6 protein-coding genes are annotated in these 7,914 nt (G+C 76.4%); 3 read left to right on the top strand and 3 right to left on the bottom strand.

Annotated elements, in window-relative coordinates:
• Positions 1-170: 170 nt before the first annotated feature.
• Entirely contained in the window at positions 171-1,814 is a 1,644-nt protein-coding gene (locus tag HGCM_RS16085) for an FAD-binding dehydrogenase (protein ID WP_019137843.1), read from the bottom strand.
• 55 nt (positions 1,815-1,869) lie between these two features.
• Entirely contained in the window at positions 1,870-4,086 is a 2,217-nt protein-coding gene (gene glgX, locus HGCM_RS16080) for a glycogen debranching protein GlgX (protein WP_081596479.1), read from the bottom strand.
• A gap of 134 nt (positions 4,087-4,220) precedes the next feature.
• Here glgX and HGCM_RS16075 point away from each other — a divergent pair, with 134 nt between their 5' ends.
• Both HGCM_RS16075 and HGCM_RS16070 read left to right on the top strand, forming a co-directional pair.
• A complete protein-coding gene (locus HGCM_RS16075) occupies positions 4,221-5,009 on the top strand; it encodes an electron transfer flavoprotein subunit beta/FixA family protein (protein WP_026075540.1) in 789 nt (262 codons plus the stop codon).
• 53 nt (positions 5,010-5,062) lie between these two features.
• The gene (locus tag HGCM_RS16070) at positions 5,063-6,058 is read left to right on the top strand and encodes an electron transfer flavoprotein subunit alpha/FixB family protein (protein WP_019137840.1); all 996 of its coding nucleotides are present in this window, start codon (positions 5,063-5,065) and stop codon (positions 6,056-6,058) included.
• Positions 6,059-6,076: 18 nt separating this feature from the next.
• On the opposite strand, the gene HGCM_RS16065 is transcribed toward HGCM_RS16070, so the two are convergent.
• Positions 6,077-7,063 (bottom strand): phosphotransferase family protein, encoded by a 987-nt coding sequence (locus HGCM_RS16065; protein WP_019137839.1) that lies wholly within the window; start codon positions 7,061-7,063, stop codon positions 6,077-6,079.
• A gap of 73 nt (positions 7,064-7,136) precedes the next feature.
• Between HGCM_RS16065 and HGCM_RS18600 the strand changes: the two genes are divergently transcribed.
• A partial coding sequence (locus tag HGCM_RS18600) for a cysteine desulfurase family protein (RefSeq protein ID WP_019137838.1) occupies positions 7,137-7,914 on the top strand: 778 nt, incomplete at its 3' end.

Here is a 7,914-nt window from a genome sequence, read left to right as displayed (position 1 = left end):
GTCGTCGGTCCCGGCGCGGCGGCGAGCTCGGCCGGACCGCGCCCGCGGCGGCCCGAGGAACGGCGCGGACGGCCGGACGCAGGGGGTGTCGTCACACCTCCAGAACCTATCCGGAGGTCCGGGGGGTGGGCATCCGCAACACGGTGACGTGCGGCGTCGCCGCGGGCCCCTCAGACGAGCGACGCGAGCGCCCGCCCGACGGTGCGACCGGTGAACAGGCAGCCGCCGAGGAACGTCCCCTCGAGCGCACGGTGCCCGTGCGCCCCGCCGCCGCCGAACCCGGCGGCCTCGCCCGCCGCCCACAGGCCCGGCAGCACCTCGCCGTCGGGGCGCAGCACGCGGCCCTCCAGGTCGGTGTGCAGCCCGCCGAGGGTCTTGCGCGTGAGCACGGAGAGGCGGACCGCCAGCAGCGGGCCGTGCTCGGGGTCCAGCAGCCGGTGCGGCTTGGCCACGCGGATGAGCTTGTCGACGACGTAGCGGCGGGCCATGGCGGTGGCCACCACCTGCGGGTCCTTGCCGAGCCCGGAGGCCACCTGCCGGTCCCGCTCGACGATCGTCCGCTCGAGCTCGTCGGGATCGATGCGGTCCTCGCCCGTGAGGGCGTTCATCTTCGCGGCGAGCTCCTGGGGCGAGTCCGCCCAGAGGAACTCGTCCGAGCGCTCCGCGAACGTCTCGACGGGCCCGACCGCGCCGGGGCGCACGCGCTGGAGCAGCAGCCGCACGTCCTTGCCCGTGAGGTCGGGGTTCTGCTCGGAGCCCGAGAGCGCGAACTCCTGGCCGAGGATCGTCTTGTCGAGCACGAACCACGAGTGGTCGTCCCCGCGCTCCGTCACGTGCTGCAGCGCACCGAGCGCGTCGAAGCCCGGGAACAGGGGCGCCGGGAGGCGGTGGCCGTCGGCGTCGAGCCACAGGGAGCTCGGCCCGGCGAGGATGCGGATGCCGTGGTGCGACCAGACGGGCGAGTGGTCGGTGATGCCCTCGGGGTAGTGCCACATGCGGTCCTCGTGGACCACCGCGGCGCCGGCGGCCCGCGCGGCGACGATGCCCGAGCCGTCGACGTGGTCCGGCACGCCGGAGAGCATCCGCGCGGGCAGCCGCCCGGCGTGGGCCGGCCACGTGCGGCGCACGAGCTCGTGGTTCGCGCCGATGCCGCCCGTGGCGACCACGACCGCGGCCGCCTCGAGCTCGAAGGGGCGCACGCGCTCGCGGCTGCTCGGCTCGGCGCGCCCGACGCCGTCGTCCACCAGCACGTCGCCGCGCACGCCGGTCACCCGTCCGTCGGTCGTGACGAGCTCGGTCACGCGGTGGCGGAACCGCACGTCGACCAGTCCCGCGGCGCGCGCGTCCAGCAGCGCGCGGACGAACGGCTCGAGCACGCCCGGCCCGGTGCCCCACGTGACGTGGAACCGGGGGACGGAGTTGCCGTGCCCGCCGGCCAGGTGGCCGCCGCGCTCGGCCCACTGCACGAGCGGGAACCACCGGACCCCCAGCCCGTGCAGCCAGGCGCGCATCGGGCCCGCCGCGAAGTCGACGAAGCCCTCGGCCCACGCGCGGCCCCAGCGGTCATCGTCGCCGAACTGCGCCGAGCCGAACCAGTCCGCGAGCGCGAGCTCGGCGCTGTCGTGCACGCCCAGCCGGCGCTGCTCGGGGGAGTCGACGAGGAAGAGGCCGCCGAACGACCAGAAGGCCTGGCCGCCGAGCGAGGCGGCGTTCTCGGCGTCCAGCAGGACGACGCGGCGACCCGCCGCGACCAGCTCGGCGGTGGCGACCAGGCCCGACAGGCCGGCGCCGACGACCACGACGTCGTTCGTCATGAGCGCACTGTAGCGGCCGGGTCGGCCCGGTTCCTGGACGAGCGTCCAGCGAGTGTCAGGGCGCCTCGAGCACGTACACCCGCATGCTGAGCGGCTCCAGCAGCGTCACCGCGCCGCCGGCCAGGTGCAGCGTCCCCTCGATCGCCGCGGCGCGCTCCTCGTCCGGGCGCTCCCAGGTGGAGTCCCAGGCCAGGCGCCAGCGCTCCGACGCGTCCCCGGGGAGCGTGACGTCCACGGCACCGAGCGCGCCGTTGACGGCGAGCAGGACCGTGTCGTCGTCGGGCGGCGGCGCGGTGCGGACCATCTGCAGCGTCCGGACGGACGGGTCGTGCCAGCGCGCGTGGTCGAACGCCACGCCGCTCGCGTCGAACCACGCCAGGTCGGGCCGTCGCCCCGCCTCCGCCGGCAGGCCGGAGTAGAACGTGCGGGCCCGCAGCGCGACGTGGTCGCGGCGCAGCCGCAGCAGGTGCCGGGCCGTCGCGAGCAGGTCGGCGCGCCACGGGCTGGCGTCCCAGTGCACCCACGAGACCGGCGAGTCCTGGCAGTAGGCGTTGTTGTTGCCCTGCTGGGTGCGACCCATCTCGTCGCCCGCGGTGATCATGGGGGTGCCGGCCGCGAGCACGAGCGTCGCGAACAGGTTGCGGATCGACTGGCGGCGCAGCGGGACGATGTCGCTCGCGGGGGAGTCGGCGCCCACCGGTCCCTCGACGCCGTGGTTCCACGACCGGTTGTCGTCGGTCCCGTCGCGATTGTTCTCGCCGTTGCCGGCGTTGTGCTTGTGGTCGTACGTCACGAGGTCGGCCATGGTGAAGCCGTCGTGCGCCGTGACGTAGTTGACCGATGCCTGCGGCCCGCGGGCGAGCGGCGGGTCGGAGTGGCCGAAGAGGTCGACCGAGCCGGCCAGGCGGGTCGCGAGGTCGCGCACCCGGTGGCCGGGCAGCCCGTGGGCCGCGCGCGACGGGTCGGCCAGCCAGAACGAGCGGACCGCGTTGCGGAAGCGGTCGTTCCACTCCCCGAACGGGGCCGGGAACTGCCCCGTGCGCCAGCCGCCAGGCCCGAGGTCCCACGGCTCGGCGACGAGCTTGAGCGCCTGCAGCGTCGGCTCGGTCGCCAGCGCGACGAGCAGCGGGTGGTCGCGGTCGTAGCCGTCGCGGCCGCGGCCCAGGGTGACGGCCAGGTCGAAGCGGAAGCCGTCGACGCCGACGACGTCCGCCCAGTAGCGCAGCGAGTCGAGCGTCAGGGTCACGACGGCGGTCCGTCGGAAGTCGAGCGTGTTGCCGGTGCCCGTGGCGTCCGCGTACGCGGCGGGGACGCCGCCGTCGTGCGCGTAGTACATGGCGTTCGACAGGCCCTTGAACGACAGGTGCTGCCCCGGCAGGCCGCCCTCGGCCGTGTGGTTGTAGACGACGTCGAGCAGCACCTCCAGGCCCGCCTCGTGCAGCGCGTGGACGGCGGAGCGGAGCTCGTCGAGGACGGCCGCGGCCCCGGCGTCGCGGGCGCCCTGCGTCGCGTACGGCGCGTGCGGGGCGAAGAAGCCGAGCGTGCTGTAGCCCCAGTAGTTGGTGAGGCCGCGGCGGGCGAGGAAGGGTTCCGGCGCGAAGGCGTGGACGGGCAGCAGCTCGACGGCCGTGACGCCGAGGCCGAGCAGGTGGTCCACCACCGCGGGGTGCGCCAGCCCTGCGTACGTGCCCCGCAGCTCGGGCGGCAGGAACGGCGCCAGCTGGGTGAGGCCCTTGACGTGCGCCTCGTAGACGACGGTGTCGCGCCACGGCGTCCATGGGCGGTTGGCCGCGGGGTCGGGGCTCGCGAGAGACGCGGGGTCGACGACGACCGACCACGGGACGTGCCCGGCGGAGTCGCGCGGGTCGGCGGGGCCGTACGGGTCGCCGCGGCTCTCGTCGTCGACGACGTGGCCGTAGGTCTGCGGCCCGAGCGCGACCTCGCCGTCGAGCCCGCGCGCGTACGGGTCGACGAGCAGCTTCGCCGGGTTGAACCGGTGCCCCGAGGCGGGGTCCCAGGGACCGTGGGTGCGCAGGCCGTAGCGCTGGCCCGCCGCGAGCCCGGGGACGACGAGCGTCCAGCACCCCAGCGTGGGGCCGTGCATGGGCAGGCGGCGCTCCTGCGTCCCGTCCCAGAGGCACAGGTCCACGCCGGTCGCGTGCGGCGCCAGGACGGCGAACTCGACGCCGCCGTCGACCACGTGCGCGCCGAGCCGGGGAGGGCGGGCGCCCGGGCGTGCGGGCAGCAGGTCGTGCGGTGTCACGGCAGCCATTGTGCCGGTGCGCGCGCCGGCGCCGTGCGGCGGGCGGCGGCGGGCGGCGTCGGGCGGCGTCGGGCGGCGTCGGCCGCGTCCCGCGTGCTGGTCCGGCGCGGGGCGGGCCACGGCGCGCGGGTAACCTTCCCCGGGTGAGGATCGTGGTGTGCGTCAAGCACGTGCCGGACATCCAGTCGGAGCGAGCCCTGGGCGAGGACGGCCGCGTCGTGCGCGACGGCGGCGACGGCACGCTCAACGAGCTCGACGAGAACGCGCTCGAGGCGGCGCTCGTGCTCGCCGAGGAGCACGGCGGCGAGGTCGTCGTCGTGACGGCCGGCCCCGACGACGCCGTCGACGCGGTCCGCAAGGGCCTGCAGATGGGCGCCGACCAGGCCGTCCACGTCGTCGACGACGCGATCGCCGGGTCGGACGCGGTCGGCACCGCGCGTGTGCTGGCGGCCGTGGTGCGCCACCTCGAGGCCGACGGCCCCGTGGACCTCGTCGTGACCGGCATGGCGGGGCTCGACGGGCTCACCTCGCTGCTGCCCACCGCGCTGGCCGCGCTCCTCGGCCGGCCCGCGCTCCCGCTCGCCGCCGAGGTGACGGTCGCGGACGGTGCCGTGCGCGTGACGCGCAACCTCGACCACGCGACCGAGGTGCTCGAGGCCCCGCTGCCGGCCCTCGTCTCCGTCACCGACCAGGCGAACGAGCCGCGCTACCCGGCGTTCGCGGGCATCATGGCGGCGCGCAAGAAGCCCGTGACGACGCTCACGCTCGACGACCTCGGCCTCGCGCCCGAGCTGGTCGGCGCGGCCGGCGCCCGGACCCGCGTGCTCGAGGCCGCCCCCCGGCCCGCCCGCGAGGACCGGGTGCTCCTCCACGACACCGGCGACGCCGGCGTCCGCCTGGCCGCGTACCTCGTCGAGCAGCAGCTCGCCTGACCCCGCTCGCGCGTGCGCGCCCGCGCCGCCCGACCGACGACCGTGAGGAACCCGTGACCGACACGACCACCGTGCTCGTCCTGCTCGACCACACGCCCGACGGCGCCCTGCGCGCGCCCGTCCGGGAGCTCGTCACCCTGGCCCGCGGGCTCGCCGGCCCCTCCGGGGTGCACGGCGCGTGGGCGGTCGACGGCGTCGAGCCCTCCGCCGAGGCGCTCGCCGACCTCACCGCGCTCGGCGTCGCCCACGTGCACCGCCTCGTCACCGACGCCGACGTGCACCTGACGGCCGTCCTGGCCGAGGGCCTCGCCTCGCTGCTCGACGCGACGGGCGCCGGGCTCCTGCTCGCGACCTCGTCGTTCGAGAACAAGGAGGTCGCCGCGCGCCTCGCCGTCGCGACCGGGGCGGGTGTCGTCACGGACGCCGACGCGCTCGACGTCGTGGACGGCCAGGTCGTCGCCGGCAAGACGGTGTTCGCGGGGACGTGGACCACGCGCTGCGCGATCACGACCGAGCTCGCGGTCGTCACCGTGAAGGCGAACTCGGTCGCCGTCACCGAGGCCGAGACGCAGGCCGCGCCGGTGGTGGGCGAGCACGCGTTCGCCGCGAGCCCGGCCGCGACCGCGGTGCGGGTCGTCGAGCGCACGCAGCGCCCGGACAGCGGGCGTCCCGACCTCGGCAGCGCGCACGTGGTCGTCGTCGGCGGCCGCGGCACCGAGGGCGACTTCTCGCAGGTCGAGGAGCTGGCGGACGTGCTCGGCGGTGCGGTGGGCGCGACGCGCGTCGCCACCGACGAGGGCTGGATCGGGCACGACGCCCAGATCGGCCAGACCGGCGTGACGATCAGCCCGCGGCTCTACATCGGCGCGGGCGTCTCGGGTGCCGTGCACCACCGGGGCGGCATGCAGGCCTCCGGCACGATCGTCGCGGTCAACTCCGACGCCGACGCCCCCATCTTCGAGATCGCCGACTTCGGGATCGTGGGCGACCTGCGCACGGTGCTCCCGCAGGCGGCGGCCGAGCTGCGCCGGCTGCGCGCCGAGGGCTGACGGCCCCGCGGGGGCGGCTCAGGCCAGCTCGCGGATCCAGCCGATCGTCGCCATCGCCTGCGCCGCCTGGAAGCGACGCAGGTTCGGGATGCCCGGCGGGGCGGGCAGCTGCGAGCCCCACGCGAAGTAGCCGGCGAGGCCCGCGAGGACCGACACGAGCTGCTCGTCGTCCACGCCCTCCGAGACGGGCTGCGAGCGGAACAGCTCGGCGGGGCTGCCGCCGCCCTGCAGGGCGACGCTCGGCAGCATGAACGCGAGGTCGAGCCACGGCGCACCGACGCTCGCGTGCGGCCAGTCGATGAGCCACACCCGGCCGTCGTCGTCGATGAGGACGTTGTCGGCGCGCAGGTCGCCGTGGACGAGACCGTCGCCCTGGCACGCCACGAGCGCGTCCTGCTCGCGCACCACCAGCCGCTCCAGGTGCGCCAGGGCCCAGCGGCCCCACTCGCCGCCGAGGTCGGCCCGGCGGCGCTGCTCGTCGCGCGGCAGCGCCTCGAACCGGCGCCAGCCCGTGAAGTCGTCCGCCAGCCGGTCGTCGGAGCGGGGCAGCGTGTGACCGGGCAGCGGCTCCGCCTCGGCGAGCAGGTCGAGCGCCGCGAGCACGGAGTCGAGGTCGTCGCGCCGCCACGGCAGGACCGGCGAGCGGCCGTGGACCACCTCCATGCCGATGATCACCCACTCGCCGTCGTCCCACGACCACTGCAGGCGGGGCGCCGGGACCTCGGGCGGCAGGCTGCGCGCGACCTGGATCTCCTGGCGCGCCAGCTCGGGCGAGTGCGGGTTCTGCTCGGCGGAGACGGCCTTGACGAAGACCCCGCGGCCGTCGGCGAGCTCGAGCACCGCCGCGAAGCCGGGGCTGAAGCCGCTGGTCGCCGTGATCTCCGCCGTGACCTGCGCGCCGGCCAGCTCGGCGATGCGAGCCCGGACGTGCCGCGGCAGGTCGCGCCAGTCGAGCCGCTGCCCGCTGAACGCGGGTGGTAGCGCGATGGCGTCGTCGGCACTCACGGCGACATCCTGCCAGGTCGCACCGGGCCGCCGCGGGGGCGATCCACGGACCGGGCGCTCGTAGGATGCGGGGGTGACGGCCTACCTCGACCACGCCGCGACCACCCCGGTGCTGCCGGCGGCGGCGCGGGCGCTCGCGGACCAGCTCGCGGCGGCCGGCAACCCGTCGTCGCTGCACGCGTCCGGCCGAGCCGCGCGGCGCGTGGTGGAGGAGTCCCGCGAGCGGCTCGCGGCGGTCCTGGGCGCACGCCCGAGCGAGGTCGTCTGGACCTCGGGCGGCACGGAGGCCGACAACCTGGCCGTCAAGGGCCTGGCCTGGGCCCGGCGTGCCGAGGACCCCCGGCGCGACGTGGTCCTGGTCTCGGCCGTCGAGCACCACGCCGTCCTCGACCCGGCGGCGTGGCTCGGCGCGCACGACGGCGCCCTGGTGGTCCACCTCCCCGTCGACGACGAGGGGACGGTCCGGCTCGACGCGCTCGCCGACGCCCTCGACACGTACGGCCCCCGCGTCGCGCTGGTGTCGGTGATGCTCGCGAACAACGAGGTCGGGACGCTGCAGCCCGTCCCCGACGTGGTGGCGCTCGCGCACGCCCGCGGGGTGCCCGTGCACAGCGACGCGGTGCAGGCGCTCGGTCAGGTGCCGGTGCGGTTCGACGCGCTCGGCGTGGACGCGCTCACGGTCACGAGCCACAAGATCGGGGGCCCCGGCGGAGTCGGGGCGCTCGTCGTCGGGCGCAGCACGGCGCTCGAGCCCGTGCTGCACGGCGGCGGTCAGGAGCGCGGCGTGCGGTCGGGCACCCTCGACGCCGCGCTGGTGCGCGGGTTCGCCGTGGCGGCGGACGAGGCGGTGG

Source organism: Cellulomonas massiliensis JC225, assembly GCF_000312005.1.
GTDB lineage: Bacteria > Actinomycetota > Actinomycetes > Actinomycetales > Cellulomonadaceae > Cellulomonas > Cellulomonas massiliensis.
This window is presented reverse-complemented; position numbering and strand designations above follow the sequence as displayed.

Coding starts and splice junctions, on each gene's coding strand:
- HGCM_RS16085 (WP_019137843.1), bottom strand. CDS start 1,814: ATGACGAACGACGTCGTGGTCGTCGGCGCCGGCCTGTCGGGCCTGGTC.
- glgX (WP_081596479.1), bottom strand. CDS start 4,086: ATGGCTGCCGTGACACCGCACGACCTGCTGCCCGCACGCCCGGGCGCC.